Here is a 15,167-nt window from a genome sequence, read left to right on the forward strand (position 1 = left end):
TCACTCCGGGAATTTCGAGACGATGATGAACATGACGGTGCCTGTGAGCAGTGTCACCAGCGAATAGGTGTAGAGCACCAGCAGGAAGGGCTGGAACAGCATCAGGAAGCCGAGTCCGATCAGCACGGTGGCAATGGTCTCCATCGGGCCGCGTCGCAGAAAGAACGGCCGTTTCGGGCGAGCAGGAGTGCGTGTTTCGATCAGGTGGGTCATTTGCGGACGGCTCCGAAGGTGATGCCGCGCAGCAGCTGCTTGCGCAATAGAATGGTGAAGACCAGGATCGGGATCAGGAAAATTGTCGTGCCGGCGGCGACGGCCGGCCAGTCCTGCCCGCCTTCGCCGATGATCGTCGGGATGAAGGGCGGCGCGGTCTGGGCCTCGCCCGAGGTCAGGAGGGCGGCGAAGGCATATTCATTCCAGGCGAAGATCAGGCAGAAGATCGCGGTGGCGGCAATGCCTGTGGTCGCTTGCGGCAGCACAACCTTGCGGAAGGCCTGCAGCCTCGTATAGCCGTCGATCATTGCCGCTTCCTCGTATTCGCGCGGGATTTCGTCGATGAAACCCTTGAGCAGCCAGACGGCGAGCGAGACATTGACGGCGGTGTAGAGCAGGATCATGCCCAAGGCCGTGTCCGACAGGCCGAGCTCGCGATACATCAGGTAGATCGGGATGGCGACGGCGATCGGCGGCATCATCCGCGTCGACAGGATGAAGAATAGCAAGTCGTCGGCGAGCGGTATCTTGAAGCGGGAAAAACCATAGGCGGCGAGGGTGCCGAGGAAGACCGCGAGGAAGGTGGAGCCGAAGGCGATCACCAGCGAATTGACGAAGCGCGGCAGGAAGTTCGATGGGCCGGCGATCACCATGTTGCGCTTGCGCGTCACTTCATCGCAGGTGCCGACTGGCGCCGGCAGCGAGGCGATATAATCAGGCGTCTGGCGCGTGCGCGTGGTGAACAGGTTGCAATAGCCCTCGAGCGACGGCGTGAAGACGATCTTCGGGGGATAGCTGATCGAATCCGGCGGCGACTTGATGCTGGTCAGGAAGATCCAGACGAGCGGGATGAAGGTGATCAGCGCATAGAGGACGACGATGGTGCCGGCGATGCGCTTGCTGGACAGGCTCGGTTCGACGACCGAATGGGCTGAGTTGGCGGCGCTCATCGTTGCTTCACCTTGTTCAATGCCTTGACGTAGATGTTGGCGAGGCCGAACACCGCGACGAAGAGGATGATGGCGAAGGCCGAGGCCCGGCCGGTCGCCCAGCTTTCGAAGGCGGCGCGTTTCAGCGTGATCGAGGCGACCTCGGTAATCGAGCCTGGCCCGCCGCCGGTGAGCAGCGTCACCATGTCGAACATCTTGAAATTCTCGATGCCGCGGAAAAGCACGGCAAGCATGATGAAAGGCAGGGCCATCGGCACGGTGATCGACCAGAACTGCCGCCAGGGCGAGGCACGGTCGACCTCGGCCGCCTCATAGATATAATCGGGGATCGAGCGCAGGCCGGCGAGGCAGATCAGCATCACATAAGGCGTCCACATCCAGGTATCGACGATGATGATCGCCCAGGGCGCCAGCGTAACGTTGCCGAGCATCTGGATATCCGATGTCGGAATGCCTGTGACCAGCGACACGGCATAGGCGAAGAGGCCGATCTGCGGCTCGTAGAGAAAGCGCCAGAAATTGCCGACGACGGCGGGCGACAGCATCATCGGGATCAGGATGATCGTCGTCCAGAAGGCGTGGCCGCGAAACTTGCGGTCGATCAGATAGGCGAGCGTAAAGCCGATCACCGTCTGCAGTACAATCGTCCAGAAGACGAAATGCGCGGTGGTCTGCATCGCCTGCCAGATATCGGGATCGTTGAGAACGCGCTGGTAGTTTCCGAAGCCGACGCCTACGACCGGCGCATTCGGCCGATTGGCGCGGTAATTAGTGAAGGAGAGATAGACCGCCCAAAGCAGCGGGAAGATGTTGATCGCGAGCAGCAGGGTGATGGCAGGGGCAATGAATAGCCAGGCGATCGCCCTGTCGGAAAGGCCGCGGACGCGCCGGGCGACCGAGGAAGGCGTTGCCCTCGCGGTTGCATCGGCCGCCTTCTCGACGATGGAGGAATGGGAAATGGTCAAGTCTTCACCTGGTCTTTTTGGGGTACGGGGTCTTTTGGGGTATGAGAGATCTGGCGGCCCGGCTCGTCTGCCGATCCGGGCCGCCATCCTGTCGAGGATGGCGCGCATCAGGGATGCCACGCGTCAGATCTTGCCGTCGTCCTTGAAGACGTCGCTCCAGTCTTTCACCAGACCGTCGAGCGCTTCCTTGGCGGTGCCGTTGCCGGCGACCACGTAGTTGTGAACGCGCTTCTGCATGGCCTGCAGCAGCGAGGCGTAGCTCGGCTCTGCCCAGAAGTCCTTGACGATCGCCATCGAGTCCAGGAAGGCCTGGGCATAGGGCTGGCTCTTGGCAAAGCCTGGCGCGTTGACGACGGAATTCAAGCAGGAAAAGCCGCCGAGTTCCCACCATTTGGCCTGCACGTCCGGCTGTGCGAACCACTTGATGTATTGCAGGGCGGCATCGCGCTTGTCGGAGTACGAGACCACCGAGATGCCTTGGCCGCCAAGCTGGGCGAAGTGGGCCTTTTCAGCCGGATTGGGGAAGAAGCCGATCCTCTTGCCGCCGACCTTCTCGTCCTTGTAGAGGCCGGGCCAGGTGAAGGCGAAGTTCATCTGCATGGCGACCTGGCCGGATTTGAAGGCGTCTGCGGATTCGACCATGTAGACGTTGGAGCTGCCGGGCGGGGTGCAGCAATCATAGAGCGACTTGTAGAATTCGAGGCCCTTCACAGCATCGGCCGAGTTGACGAAACCTTCCATGTCATAGGGCTTCTTCGGGTTCTCGTACTGGAAGCCCCAATCGTAGAGCACGTTGGTCACGCCCATGGTGATGCCTTCGGAGCCGCGCTCGGTATAGATCGAGGCGCCGTAGACGGTCTTGCCGTCGATCTGACGCTTCTGGAAGAATTCGGCGATCTGCTTCAGCTCGTCGTAGGTCTTCGGCGCTGCGAGATCGTGGCCGTATTTCTCCTTGAATTCTTTCTGCAGTTCCGGCTTCTCGAACCAGTCCTTGCGGTAGGTCCAGCCGACGACGTCGCCCATGGCGGGCAGCGCCCAGTAGTTCGGGGTGTTTTTCGGCCATTCCGAGTAGCCGACGACCGTCGCCGGCACGAAGTCATCCATCTTGATGCCTTCCTTGTCGAAGAAGTCGTTGAGCTTCACGTAGTGGCCATTCTCGGCCGAGCCGCCGATCCACTGGCTGTCGCCGATGATGAGATCGCAGAGCTTGCCGTGGGAATTCAGCTCGTTGAGGAAGCGATCGGCATAATTCGTCCAGGGAACGAATTCGAACTTCATCTGCGTGCCGGTCTTGGCGGTGAAATCCTTCGACAGCTCGACGAGCGCATTGGCGGGGTCCCATGCGGCCCAGCACAGCGTCAGTTCATCGGCTTTGGCGAGATTGGGCAATGCCGACGACATGACGAATGCCGTGGCCAGCCCGAAAAGGGCTTTCGATGTTTTCTGCATAAGTTCCTCCCAGAACCAAGGGCCGGCTCCCCGCCGGCGTCGCATGTTCACCCACTTCAGAGAATGCTCACATGAACTCCTCAATCATCATGTTTAGCAATATGTTTAGTGATACCCATTTTTATAAACATTGCAAGCGCCAATCGTTGCTGCAATGCGACAGGTGTCGCGCCACATAGGCAGATAGTTTTGGGGCCGATCTTTTTTCGGCAGATCTCGAGAAATTCTTTGACGAGCGTACCGATGCGGCGACATCTGGCCTCGCTGCGACATCGATCGCACGATATGGACTGCACGCCGCTCCTGTTTTTCCCCGGAGCGGTTCAAGCTTGGCCTCGCTTCGGTGGGGCCTTTTTCTTGAATCCTTTCTGGGTCGATGCAGCGACGTATCGGGAATATTCCTACGGAGTACGAGATTTAGCCTTTCCGGCCGGACGCAAGGGGCGTATTCAGCCAGTGCGCGGCTTCCCATGTCCGCGGCGCGGCTTCCCATGTCCGCGTGTCCCCCGCGCGGCAGATCTCCGATCGGCTTCCTTCCTGTTTCCCTGCCGCGTCATCCGGAATTTTTATTGGCAGATCGATGACCACGGCAGACACGAGCGAGAATGGGCAAGAGGCCGCGGCGGCCGCCAGGCGAAGATCGTGGCGCTGGTTGTTGCCGTTTCCTTCTTCATGCAGATCCTCGACGGCACGATCGTCACCACCTCGCTGCCGCAGATGGCGGCAAGCTTTAACGTGCAGCCGGTATCGATGAGCATCGGCATCACCGTCTACATGCTGACGATGGCCGCCTTCATTCCACTGTCCGGCTGGCTCGGCGATCGGTTCGGCGCGCGCCGCATCTTCCTGATGTCGATCGCCGTCTTCACCGGCGCCTCGCTGTTTTGCGGGCTGTCCGGCAGCCTTGCGGAATTCGTGCTGTGGCGCGCCATCCAGGGCGCGGGCAGTGCACTGATGACGCCGGTCGGGCGCATCATCGTGCTCAAGAACGCCCGCAAGTCGGAACTCGTCCAGGCGATCGCGCTGATCACCTGGCCGGCACTGACGGCGCCGGTGCTCGGCCCGGTGCTCGGCGGCTTCATCACCACCTATGCCAGCTGGCACTGGAACTTCCTGATCAACATCCCGATCGGCATTGTCGGCATGGCGCTGGTGCTGCGCTTCGTGCCGGAGCAGCGCGAGACCAATCCCGGCCGGCTGGATCTCGTGGGCTTTATGCTGAGCGCTGCGGGGCTGACCTTCCTGCTCGCCGCCCTCGAACTCTCGGTCAAATGGGACGGCGGGCTTTTGCCCGTGATATCAATGCTGGCGGCGGGCATCGTGCTGTCGGTCATGGCGACGCGGCATTTCCTCGCCGTCGACAATCCGCTGCTCGACCTTTCGGCCTTCCGCATCCAGACCTTCTCGATGTCGACATTGTCGGCGGGCACGGCCTGCCGGATGGCGATCAATGCGACGCCGTTCCTGCTGCCTCTGCTCTTCCAACTCGGCTTCGGCCTGAGCTCGATTGCCGCCGGCACCTATCTGCTCGTCTATTTCCTCGGCAATTTCAGCATGAAGGCGGTGACGACGCCGCTGCTGCGCTTCTTCGGCTTTCGTACCGTGCTTGGGGTTAACGGGCTGATCGCCGCGCTTTCGATCGTCTCCTGCGGTTTCCTGTCGCCGACGACGCCGCCGTTTTTCATCCATGCGCTGCTTTTTCTCGCCGGTCTCTCACGGTCGATGGAATTCACCGCGCTGAACACACTCGCCTTCGCCGATATCGGCCCCGCGCAGCGAAGCTCGGCCTCGACGCTGTCGAGCATGCTGCAGCAGGTATCGATGCTGCTCGGCGTGGCAGTGGCGGCGGCCGTGCTCAACATCGCCTCTGCTCTCAGGGGCGCCGGCAATCCCGTCCTTGCCGATTTCCGCTGGGCTTTCATCGTAGTCGGCGTGATCGGCGTCGTCTCATCGCTGCGCTTCCTGCAATTGCCGGCGGAGGCTGGAGCCGAAGTATCGGGTCATCGGAAATTCCAGAAAAATTAGCTTATCCACGGAACCAAACGGGTCGCTTGGCGTTGATGCATCTCATTTCAGGTTTTTCGTTTTCCCATCTCCTTCAACGGCTTCCATAGGGATGCTCGCCAGCCCAGGGTCATGTTCTGAAAATGCCGGATTCCCGACATCCTCCTTCCGCGCCGCCTGCGACAAGAGCGAGGGACAACCGCTGTTTACCCCAGGCGGCCAATGCAATACGACATTGCTATGCGGACGACTCGGACGCTTGCGGGCGGTCGTCGCTGCGAGAGAACGCCGGGAGACGGAATGAACAATTCTAGCGGCGATGCGGATGCCCTGATCCACATCCTCTATATCGACGACGACGAGGGGCTTGCTCTACTGATGCAGAAAAACCTCCGTCGGCGCGGCTTTTCGGTCGAGTGGGCCGAGAGCGGCGCTGCAGGCCTTGCGAGACTGGGCGAAGGCGGTATCGACGCCGTCGTGCTTGATCATGTCCTGGCTGGCGAGACCGGCCTCGATATTTTGCCCAGCATCGCGGCGATGCCGGATCACCCGCCGGTCATCTATGCGACGGGTTCGGACGATATCAGCATCGCGGTCGCGGCGCTGAAGGCCGGCGCCGACGATTACATGCTCAAGGGATCTCGGCCGACTATTTCGACCTGCTGGCCGCCGCCCTCGAACAGGCGCTGGAGCGGACGCGTTTTCGCCGCGAGACGGCGCAGGCGCAGGAGATGATCCGACAGCAGCGCGACCTTGCCGAAATGCTGCTCGCCGAAGTCAATCACCGTATCGCCAATAGCCTTGGCCTCGTCGGCGCGCTGATCCGCATGCAATCCTCGATGACCACGGACCAAGTGGCGATCGACGCGCTGCACGAAACCCAGATGCGCATCAACGCCATCGCCAGCGTGCATCGCCGGCTCTATACCAACCGCCAGGTCGGCTCGGTGCAGGTCGACGAATATCTGGACAGCCTGCTCACCGAACTCGAAACCTCGATGCGCGACGACAAGCGGCCGCACCGCATCGTGCTTACCGCGCAGCCGGTCAATCTGGCGACCGACAAGGTGATTACGCTCGGGCTGATCGTGAGCGAGCTCGTCACCAATGCCTTCAAATATGCCTATCCGGAGAGCGTGCCGGGCGAGATCCGCGTCATGGTCGACCAGACAGATGGCGCATTACGCGTGATCGTCGAGGATGACGGCGCCGGTTTCGATCCGTCGAGCCCGGCGAAAGGAACGGGCCTCGGCACACGCATTCTGACAGCAATGGCCGCCAGCCTGAAATCGGATTTCGCCTATGACCCCGGCCACGACGGAACCAAGGCGACGCTGGTGTTTTCGTTGGATGAGGGGAAGTAGGGGATTTTCCCCGTCCGGGCGCTGAGTTTGCAGCCCCCTCATCCGCCTGCCGGCACCTTCTCCCCGCTGGGTAGAAGGGGGAACGAGGCGCTGCCGCAAGTCTCTTCTCCCCTCGGGGAGAAGGTGGCGGCAGCCGGATGAGGGGGCCTCACGCCACGCCGTTTACCCTATATTTACAACAGTTTGCAGACGCCGCATTAACAAGCTTTACGCTAGGGGAGAGAAAGCATGACGACTATCCGTACGCCACGCGAAGTCTATGATTTCTGGTTCGTCAGATGCGGCCGGGAGCTGTGGTTCCGCGCGACGCCGGACCTCGACGCGGAGATCAGCACGGTCTTTCGCGATACCCATCTGGCCCTTGCAGCGGATGTTGGCGCCGAATGGCGGGCGGATGCGGAGAGCCGGCTGGCGGCTGTGATCGTGCTCGACCAGTTTCCCCGCAATATCTATCGCGGCACGGCGCTTGCCGTTGCGACCGACGGGTTGGCGCTTCGCGAAGCCAAACTCGCACTGGCATCCGGCGCCGATCTGTTGGTAGAAGCCGCGTGCCGCACCTTTTTCTACATGCCCTTCGAACATGCCGAAGACCTTGGCGAACAGGAGCGATCGGTAGCGTTGTTCGCCGCGCTTGGCGATGAAGAATATCTCGATTATGCGATCCGCCACCGCGACGTGATCGCTGCCTTTGGCCGCTTTCCGCACCGCAATGCCATGCTCGGGCGGGAGTCGACGGCGAGGGAACGCGACTATCTCTCCAAGCCCGGCGCCGGTTTCTAAGGCTTTCCAGGGAGCTTCCGCCTTTCTGTCGCCTTTCTTTACTAAGACAAGCTGGCATTCTATTCCGATGACAACCTTTCCCGGAGGCGCTTTTGCGGCTGAGACCGATCCTGCTTCGCACCATTCTTCTGCTGATGCTGGCGGTTGCCGGCGCGCATTTCAACGGTGCTGCGGCTTTCGCGCAGGAGCCGCAGGCACCGGCGTCCGCGCAGGCGCCGCTTGCAGATAGCCCGCTCGACCAGGCGACAAAGGAGATCGACAAGGCGAAGGTCCAACTGACGGCGCTTCAGGACGGCGTCAAACAGAATGCCGACAATGACGACGCCCTCGTCGGGCTTGCGACCAAGGCCGATGAACTCAGCCGCGCCGTTATCACCATATCGGTCAATCTCAGGCCGCGTTTCGACCAGATCAAGAACCGGCTTGCCGAGATCGGCGATCCGCCGAAGGACGGGCAGCCGCCGGAAGCCGAGATCGTCACCCAGGAGCGCAATGCGCTCGCCGCCGAACGCGCGCAGATCAACGCGCTGACGGGCGATGCCGAAAACCTGTCGATCACGGTGACGAAGCTCGTCAACGAGATCACCGAGATGCGGCGGCGGCTGTTTGCCGATACGCTGCTCAGGCGGACCGAGATTTCGGTCTCGGTGCTCGACGATGCCGCCAGCGCCTTCGTGCACGAGGCCAGAGAATTCTCGCAGGCCCTGTCCAGTTGGGCCACCTTCGTTTGGAAATTCAAGCGTTTCCCGATGTTTGCCGCGATCTTCCTGTCGCTTGCCGCGGCCCTGATCCTTCTCTCCGGCAGCTACCGGCTATTCGGCTCCTACCTGCAGCGCGACGAGGCTGTCGAGAACCCCTCCTATATCGGCCGGCTGTCGATCGCCTTCTGGTCGACGTTGATCCGCACGCTGGCGCTATCGGTGCTGCTCGTCACCTCATTCTTTTTCCTTAACGGGTTCAATGTGCTGAGGCCCGACATCGCACCTGTCATCGGCGCGCTGTTCGGGGCGATCGGCCTCGTCTATTTCGTCGGCCGCTTCGTCAATGCCATCTTTGCACCGCACGAACCGCGCTGGCGCCTCGTTCGGCTTTCCAATCTCGGCGCGCGCTCGATCGGCTACTGCTTGCTGGCAATGGCGATCGTCAACGCGCTCGATTATCTGTTCGGCACGATCGGCGAGGCGATGGGCTCGCCGCTGGTGCTGACCGTGGTCAGAAGCCTGATCGCCGCGCTGATCATCGGCCTGATCCTGATCGCGGTCTCGTTCGGCAAGCCGATGCTGGCGAAGAACGGCGATCCAGATGCGCCGGGAAGGCATTGGCCGCGCGGCATGGCGATCATCCTGCGGATCGTCGGCGCCGGCCTCATCCTCACCGCGCTCACCGGTTATGTCGGGCTCGCGCGCTTCGTCGCCACGCAGCTCATCATTACCGGCGCCGTCGTCGTCACCATGTATGTCGGCCTGCTTTCCGGCAAGGCGATATCAAGGCAGGAAAGCTTCGGCGACACCTTCTTCGCAAGCTTCCTGACGCGCCGTTTCAAGCTCGGGCCGGTGGCGATCGACCAGGCCGGCCTGCTTGTCGGTCTTGCCATCTATGCGGTGGCGCTTCTCGTCGGCATCCCGCTGATCCTGCTGATGTGGGGCTTCCATGTGCAGGACCTGCAGATTCTTGCCTACAGGTTGTTCACCGAGGTCAGGCTCGGCGGCATCAGCATCTCGCTGCTCGGCATCTGCACCGGAATCCTCTTGTTTGCCGGTGTCTATCTGCTGACGCGCTGGCTGCAGCGCTGGCTCGACGGCAATGTGATGGCCAGAAGCCATGTCGATCTCGGCGTGCGCAATTCGGTGAAGACGGGCATCGGCTATCTCGGCGTCGGCATCGCGGCGATCATCGGCGTTTCGGCGGCCGGCATCGATCTGTCGAGCTTCGCGCTCGTCGCCTCCGCACTTTCGGTCGGTATCGGTTTCGGCCTGCAGAACATCGTCTCCAACTTCGTCTCCGGCCTGATCCTGCTCGTCGAACGGCCGTTCAAGGTCGGCGACCATGTCGTTTCCGGCACGGCTGAAGGCATCGTCAAACGCATTTCGGTGCGCGCCACGGAGATTGAGACCTTCCGCAAGCAGTCGATCATCGTGCCGAATTCGGAGCTGATCAACGGCTTGGTCGGTAACTGGACGCACCGCAACAAGATCGGCCGCTCGGAAATTCCCGTTTCCGTCAGCTACGACGCGGATCCGCAGAAGGTGATGGATATCTTGCTGGAACTGACCGCCAAGATACCGCTCGTCATGCGCAATCCCGAGCCGCATGTCGAATTCCTGCGCTTTGGCCCCTATTCGCTGGATTTCGAACTGCGCTTCTTCCTCGCCGACATGGGCGACGGCATGACGGTGCGCAACAATCTGAGGATCGAGATCCTCCAGCGCTTCAGGGCCGAGGGCATCGAGATCCCGCTGCCGCGGAGCGATCTCACTATCCATCGGGACGCTCCTCCCGTCCTTCCCGTTGCAGGCAGGGATCAACCCAACGAGCAGGAAAAATCGGGGGATGTGCTCATGGAGGAGGAAGAGCGGCCGGTGCGGCAATTGCGCGGCAAGACGGCGGACGGCAATCTGAAAGGCTGAACGGGTCATTCAGCCATCATTCACAGCTATCTGTGCATAATCTCCACTATCGGGATCGCTGCCGGGGGCAGCACCGATCGTTCGAGGGGAGGGCGCGCCAGCGCCCCCGCACATGATGGCAAGATTTGCCGCCGTTCTGCTTGTCCCGCTGCTTGCCGCACCCGCGGCTGAAGCGGCGTCCATCACCAACACCGATCCAGCCGCCGTCGTGCTCGTCATCACCGAGAGCGGCCAGCGCGTCGAGGTCGTGGTCGATGCCGGCGCTTCGGAAAACCTCTGCGCTTCCGGCTGCTTCATGGCGACGCCCGACGGCGACCGCATCGGGCTCGACGGCGGCGAGACGATCGACATCGTCAAGGGCTCGGCCGTCGTCAAGTAGCGCTTGTCGTAATTAATGCGCTCAAGCTTCTCCGGGATTGGGAACAGTTTCCGGCCGGGCAACAACCGGGCGCGTCAGCCGCATGATGGCGAAGAATGCGGCAACGGCGACGGTGCCGAGCAATGCAGCGATCGACAGCGACCACGATGCGCCGAGATTGCCCATCAGGAAGGCGAGCGCGAACGGCGCCATCGAGGAGACGACGAGACGCACCGACATGATTTGTCCTTGCCGCCGGCCGTAGCCATCGCTTCCGAAGAGCGCGAGCGGCAAGATTCCGTAGACAATGCTGTTAAGCCCCGAGCCAAGGCCGAAGACGACGGCGAAGACCAGCGCACCGGGCACCGAGGGTGCGGTGGCGATCAGGATGGCAAGGGCTGTCGGCAGCAGGATGGCGCAGATGATCGCGAGCATCACTTGCGACAAGTTCTCGCCAAAGACCATGTTGATGAGGCGGCTCAGCACCTGTGACGGGCCGAAGAGCGTTCCGACCACCACTGCCATGGCGCCGAGGCCGAGGGCCGACATCACAGGCACCATGTGAACCAGAAGTGCCGAGTTCACGAAGCTTTCCAAAGCAAAGCCCGTCACCATCAGGATAAAGGCCGGCCTGCGCACCGACGGCGGAAGGCTCGGCTCGACGCGTTTTGCAGCCTCCTCTCCGGTCCGTCTCCTGGTTTGCCTGACGCCACGGGAGAGCCAGGCATGAATGGGAAGGCAGGCAACGAGATTGAGCGCGGCGAAGATCAGATAGACGTTCTGCCATGAGAGATGCGCATGCAGCGCCGTGGTGATCGGCCAGAATATGGTTGAGGCAAAGCCGGCGATCAGGGTCAGATACGTGATGCTGCGCTGGGCGACCTGCGGCCTGATCTGCACCAGCAGGGCGAAGGCTGCGCCATATTGCACCAGGTTCGAGGCGATCTCGATGCCGATCAATGCCACGACGAAAGCGATTTTTCCCGGCGCGAAGGCGCAGGCGACGAGGGCGGCGGCGGCAATCGCCGAGCCCGACGTCATGATCCTGCCTGCGCCGAAGCGATCGATCCACGTGCCCATGAGAGGTGCGGCCAGACCGCCGATCAGAAGGGCCACAGAGAGCACGCCGAAGATCCATTCCGATGACCAGCCCAGATCACGGGCCATGTCGGGGGCGAGGATGCTGAAGCTGTAATAGAGCGATCCATATCCGATGATCTGCGTCAGCCCGAGCGCGGCGATGGCCGCTACCGGCAGTCGTTCGGTGCTGACGATTGTCATAGGGATCTGAGGCTCACGCGCTGTTCGAGCTTTTCGACTTCTTCCTTCCGCTCGCTGTAGCGGTCGGTCAGATAGTTCGAGGCATCGCGGGTCAGCAGCGTGAATTTCACCAGTTCCTCGCAGACGTCGACGACGCGATCGTAATAGGACGAGGGTTTCATACGGCCGTCAGAGTCGAATTCTTGGAAAGCTCTGGCTACCGAGGACTGATTGGGAATTGCGATCATCCGCATCCATCGGCCAAGGATGCGGAGCTGGCTTACCGCATTGAAGGACTGGGAGCCGCCGGAGACCTGCATCACCGCCAGCGTCTTGCCTTGCGTCGGCCTGATCGAACCGACCGACAGTGGAATCCAGTCGATCTGCGCTTTCATGATGCCGGTCATCGCGCCATGACGTTCGGGGCTGACCCACACCTGGCCTTCAGACCATGCCGACAATTCGCGCAGCTCCTGAACTTTTGGGTGGCTCGCCGGCGCCGCATCAGGCAGCGGCAGATCTTCCGGGTTGAAGATGCGCACTTCGCAGCCGAAATATTCGAGCAGCCGCGCGGCCTCCTGTGCGAGGAAGCGGCTGTAGGACACCGCTCGCAGCGAGCCATAGAGGATCAGGATGCGCGGCTTGTGCGTCGAGAACGCCGGCCTGAGCGCGTCCACATCCGGTTGACGCAGATGCATTGGCGATATGGCAGGCAGATCAGACAATGCGCTTGCCTCCGGCATCGAGCACTTTCTCGCCGTCTTCCTTGGTGAAGGCGCCCTGATGCGTTTCTGGCAGGATTTCGAGGACAAGTTCCGACGGCCGCGACAGGCGCGTGCCGAGCGGCGTCATGACGAAGGGCCGGTTGATCAGGATCGGGTCTTTCAGCATCGCGTCGAGCAGTTGCTCGTCGGTAAGATCAGGGTTGTCGAGGCCGAGCTCCGCATAGGGCGTGCCCTTTTCGCGGATCGCCTCGCGAACGCTCAAACCTGCATCCGCAATCACCTTGATTAGCTGCTCCCGCGACGGCGTGTTTTTCAGATATTCGATAACGTTGGGCTCAATGCCGGCGTTCTGGATCATCGCAAGCGTGTTGCGCGAGGTGCCGCATTCGGGGTTGTGATAGATCGTAACATCTATGGTCATGAGGCGGATTCCGTCTTGGTGAGGGTCTTGGGATTGCGGGCTTCCATCAGCAGCCATCCCGCAAGCATCAGCGCCAGCAAGGCGCCGAGGACTTCAGCGGCGATAAAGCCCGGTAGATCGATCGGGCGGATGCCGGAAAACGTGTGCGTTAGCGATCGAGCAATCGCGACGGCGGGATTGGCAAAGGACGTGGAGGCGGTGAACCAATAGGCGGCGGTGATATAAAGGCCGACCAGCCATGCCACGGCATCGGCGCGAAAGCGCACGCCGGCTAAGATGACGAAGACGAGGCCGAAGGTTGCCGTCGCTTCAGAGAGCCATTGCGCGCCGCCGGTGCGCAGGGTTTCCGAGGCCTGCAGCACGGGAAGGGCAAACATCGCATGAGCGAGCATGGTTCCGGCAATGCCGCCGACGATCTGCGCGGTGATATAGGCGGGAACGGAGGAGGCAGGCAGTTCGCGCCGGAGCGCAAACACCAGCGACACGACCGGATTGAAATGAGCCCCGGAAATCGGACCCAAGACCGTGATCAGGACGACGAGGATTGCCCCCGTTGCCAGCGTATTGCCGAGCAGCGCAAGCGCCGTATCGTCCGTCAGCCTGTCCGCCATGATGCCGGAGCCGACGACGGTTGCCACGAGCAACAGCGTGCCGAGCGCTTCGGCGGCCAGTCGTCGAGACATCGGGAACACTGGCGCGCTCATGCCAGCAGGCTCCGGACCATCAGGGCGGCCGATGCCGGGCAGAGGCTTGCGGCCTGCCGCGTCGTCAGGAGCTCGGTTGGCGCTTCATCGCGGCCGATCGGACGAAAGCCGAGCGATTGAAAGAAGGGGGCGGCTGTTTCTGTCAACAGATAGGCGGCGGTTGCGCCTTTCCTTTGGGCCTGATCGAGCAGGCCAAGGGTGATCGCATGGCCGAAGCCAAAGCCTTGCTGATCGGACAGCACGACAATGGAACGCAGGAGCACAGTCTCGCCATAGAGTTCCAGCCCGCCGAAGCCGACCGTCTCGCCGCCACGTGAAAACCGATAGAAGCTTCGGCCGGCGTCTGTGAGGTCGTCGACTGGAAGTCCGGCGCCTGCGAGCGCGCCGCGAAGTCTGTCGTCGTGCCCCTCCAAGGCCTGCTGGTTCAAATCGAAACTCATCAGCTTGCCTTGGGCTGTTTAGTGCTGGCGCCTTCCATCGTGCCGATCTGGCGCAGGTGCGATTCCAGCGCGAGCTTGTCGATCGAGGAAAGAGGCAGGCTCAAAAAGGCGCTGATCCGGTTCTTGAGGAATCGGGCGGCCTGTGCGAAAGCGCGGCCTTTGTCGACTTCGCTGCCCTCGACGGCAGCGGGGTCCTCGACGCCCCAATGGGCGGTCATCGGATGACCGATCCAGACGGGACAAGCCTCGCCGGCAGCGCTGTCGCAAACCGTAAAGATGAAGTCCATCTCAGGAGCGCCCGGCTCGGCGAACTCGTCCCAACTCTTCGAGCGGAAGCCGGTTGTTGGATAGCCCTGCGCCGCAAGCTCCTTCAGCGCATAGGGATTGACCTCACCCTTCGGCTGGCTGCCGGCTGAATAAGCTTTGAATCGACCCTTGCCTTCGGTCTCCAGAATGGATTCAGCCAGGATCGACCGGGCAGAATTGCCCGTGCAGAGAAACAGCACATTGTAAACGCGGTCGGTGGTCATTGCAGTTTCTCCTCCATTTTAGGGGCGCAGCAGGCCGCAACCTCCGCGGCAGGTGCGCAGATTTCCGGGTGCCCGGAACAGCAATCTTCCATCAGAAAGCGAACCAAGCCACCAAGTGCCTCGTAGTTTGCGGTGTAAATGATCGACCGGGATTCACGCTGTTGCGCGATCAACCCCGACCGTTCCAGCTCTTTCAAATGGAAGGAGATATTAGAGGGCGAGACCTCCGCCTTCTCAGCAATTGCGCCTGCGGCCATGCCGTCGGGACCCGAAACCACGAGCATGCGGACGATGTGAAGGCGGGTTTCCTGCGAGAGCGCGCCGAATGCGATGAGGGCTTGACGTTGATCCATATTTCAATAATCCTTGAATCATTG

14 protein-coding genes and 2 pseudogenes are annotated in these 15,167 nt (G+C 61.5%); 5 read left to right on the forward strand and 11 right to left on the reverse strand.

The genetic code is table 11. From position 1 onward, the window contains the following. The 4 genes from ACS4RR_RS12350 to ACS4RR_RS12365 form a co-directional block, all read right to left on the reverse strand. On the reverse strand, window positions 1-213 hold the full coding sequence (locus ACS4RR_RS12350; RefSeq protein WP_017964731.1) for a hypothetical protein: 213 nt from the start codon (window positions 211-213) through the stop codon (window positions 1-3). After that, a complete protein-coding gene (locus ACS4RR_RS12355) occupies window positions 210-1,163 on the reverse strand; it encodes a carbohydrate ABC transporter permease (protein WP_017964730.1) in 954 nt (317 codons plus the stop codon). The genes ACS4RR_RS12350 and ACS4RR_RS12355 overlap by 4 nt, the downstream gene beginning before the upstream one ends. Then, the gene (locus tag ACS4RR_RS12360; RefSeq protein ID WP_017964729.1) at window positions 1,160-2,128 is read right to left on the reverse strand and encodes a carbohydrate ABC transporter permease; all 969 of its coding nucleotides are present in this window, start codon (window positions 2,126-2,128) and stop codon (window positions 1,160-1,162) included. The genes ACS4RR_RS12355 and ACS4RR_RS12360 overlap by 4 nt, the downstream gene beginning before the upstream one ends. A gap of 123 nt (window positions 2,129-2,251) precedes the next feature. Beyond that, window positions 2,252-3,577, reverse strand: a complete 1,326-nt coding sequence (locus ACS4RR_RS12365) for an ABC transporter substrate-binding protein (protein WP_017964728.1) — start codon at window positions 3,575-3,577, stop codon at window positions 2,252-2,254. Between the two features lie 580 nt (window positions 3,578-4,157). Here ACS4RR_RS12365 and ACS4RR_RS12370 point away from each other — a divergent pair. The 5 genes and pseudogenes from ACS4RR_RS12370 (at window position 4,158) to ACS4RR_RS12390 (ending at window position 10,731) form a co-directional block, all read left to right on the forward strand. Further along, a pseudogene (locus tag ACS4RR_RS12370) lies at window positions 4,158-5,602 on the forward strand (MFS transporter). 279 nt (window positions 5,603-5,881) lie between these two features. After that, window positions 5,882-6,945, forward strand: a pseudogene (locus ACS4RR_RS12375) (sensor histidine kinase). 228 nt (window positions 6,946-7,173) lie between these two features. Next, a complete protein-coding gene (locus ACS4RR_RS12380; protein ID WP_017964725.1) occupies window positions 7,174-7,725 on the forward strand; it encodes a DUF924 family protein in 552 nt (183 codons plus the stop codon). Window positions 7,726-7,817: 92 nt separating this feature from the next. Next, window positions 7,818-10,352 carry a mechanosensitive ion channel family protein gene (locus ACS4RR_RS12385; RefSeq protein WP_456188851.1) on the forward strand — a complete coding sequence of 845 codons (2,535 nt, stop codon included), beginning with the start codon at window positions 7,818-7,820 and terminating at the stop codon, window positions 10,350-10,352. 112 nt (window positions 10,353-10,464) lie between these two features. Beyond that, complete coding sequence (locus tag ACS4RR_RS12390; protein ID WP_170261989.1) at window positions 10,465-10,731, forward strand: hypothetical protein; 267 nt, start codon at window positions 10,465-10,467, stop codon at window positions 10,729-10,731. 21 nt (window positions 10,732-10,752) lie between these two features. Here ACS4RR_RS12390 and arsK read toward each other — a convergent pair whose 3' ends face one another. Genes arsK through ACS4RR_RS12425 form a run of 7 tightly spaced genes read right to left on the reverse strand, consistent with a single transcriptional unit; the run spans window position 10,753 to window position 15,143 of the window. Then, window positions 10,753-11,991, reverse strand: a complete 1,239-nt coding sequence (gene arsK / locus ACS4RR_RS12395) for an arsenite efflux MFS transporter ArsK (RefSeq protein WP_170261988.1) — start codon at window positions 11,989-11,991, stop codon at window positions 10,753-10,755. Beyond that, window positions 11,988-12,713, reverse strand: a complete 726-nt coding sequence (arsH, locus tag ACS4RR_RS12400; RefSeq protein WP_017964722.1) for an arsenical resistance protein ArsH — start codon at window positions 12,711-12,713, stop codon at window positions 11,988-11,990. Before arsH ends, arsK begins: the two co-directional genes overlap by 4 nt. Continuing rightward, window positions 12,688-13,116 (reverse strand): arsenate reductase (glutaredoxin), encoded by a 429-nt coding sequence (arsC, locus tag ACS4RR_RS12405; protein WP_456188852.1) that lies wholly within the window; start codon window positions 13,114-13,116, stop codon window positions 12,688-12,690. The genes arsH and arsC overlap by 26 nt, the downstream gene beginning before the upstream one ends. Continuing rightward, window positions 13,113-13,820 (reverse strand): aquaporin, encoded by a 708-nt coding sequence (locus ACS4RR_RS12410; protein ID WP_456188853.1) that lies wholly within the window; start codon window positions 13,818-13,820, stop codon window positions 13,113-13,115. The genes arsC and ACS4RR_RS12410 overlap by 4 nt, the downstream gene beginning before the upstream one ends. Then, window positions 13,817-14,260 (reverse strand): arsenic resistance N-acetyltransferase ArsN2, encoded by a 444-nt coding sequence (arsN2, locus tag ACS4RR_RS12415; protein ID WP_456188854.1) that lies wholly within the window; start codon window positions 14,258-14,260, stop codon window positions 13,817-13,819. Before arsN2 ends, ACS4RR_RS12410 begins: the two co-directional genes overlap by 4 nt. After that, window positions 14,260-14,790, reverse strand: a complete 531-nt coding sequence (locus tag ACS4RR_RS12420) for an arsenate reductase ArsC (RefSeq protein WP_456188855.1) — start codon at window positions 14,788-14,790, stop codon at window positions 14,260-14,262. The genes arsN2 and ACS4RR_RS12420 overlap by 1 nt, the downstream gene beginning before the upstream one ends. Beyond that, window positions 14,787-15,143: an ArsR/SmtB family transcription factor gene (locus ACS4RR_RS12425; protein ID WP_170276603.1), complete on the reverse strand. Its 357-nt coding sequence runs from the start codon at window positions 15,141-15,143 to the stop codon at window positions 14,787-14,789. Before ACS4RR_RS12425 ends, ACS4RR_RS12420 begins: the two co-directional genes overlap by 4 nt. Window positions 15,144-15,167 lie beyond the last annotated feature (24 nt).

It is taken from the genome of Rhizobium zaerense, assembly GCF_051810725.1.
Lineage (GTDB): Bacteria > Pseudomonadota > Alphaproteobacteria > Rhizobiales > Rhizobiaceae > Rhizobium > Rhizobium leguminosarum_I.